Source organism: Peribacillus sp. SIMBA_075 (genome assembly GCF_046534585.1).
Genome location: NZ_JAWRYN010001059.1, coordinates 1 through 255, shown reverse-complemented (window position 1 = coordinate 255; position 255 = coordinate 1). Strand labels below are relative to the sequence as shown.

The window sequence follows — 255 nt, the reverse complement described above, 5'->3', positions numbered from 1 at the left end:
AAATGCGCACCTTAACGCCCGCAAGTTTAGCAGCAAGTGCGGAAAAACCTGTTTGAAAATCCGTATGTGCATGCACTGCCTGATAAGGTCCTGTTCGCTTGATCGTCTTTGTCAATGTTTTCACAAAAGCCAAAGGAGAGGACGCCCCAATACTTGGGACGTAAAAGATGCGCCCCCCGAGCCGACGAATTTCCTCATCATAATCACAGACATCCTGTCGGTGGGTAATGAAATCAAATTGAAGGACATTTCTGT

1 pseudogene is annotated in these 255 nt (G+C 46.7%); it reads right to left on the bottom strand.

What is annotated here, in order from left to right:
- Positions 1-255 (bottom strand): annotated as a pseudogene (locus tag SB775_RS31535) (glycosyltransferase family 1 protein); the annotation flags it as partial.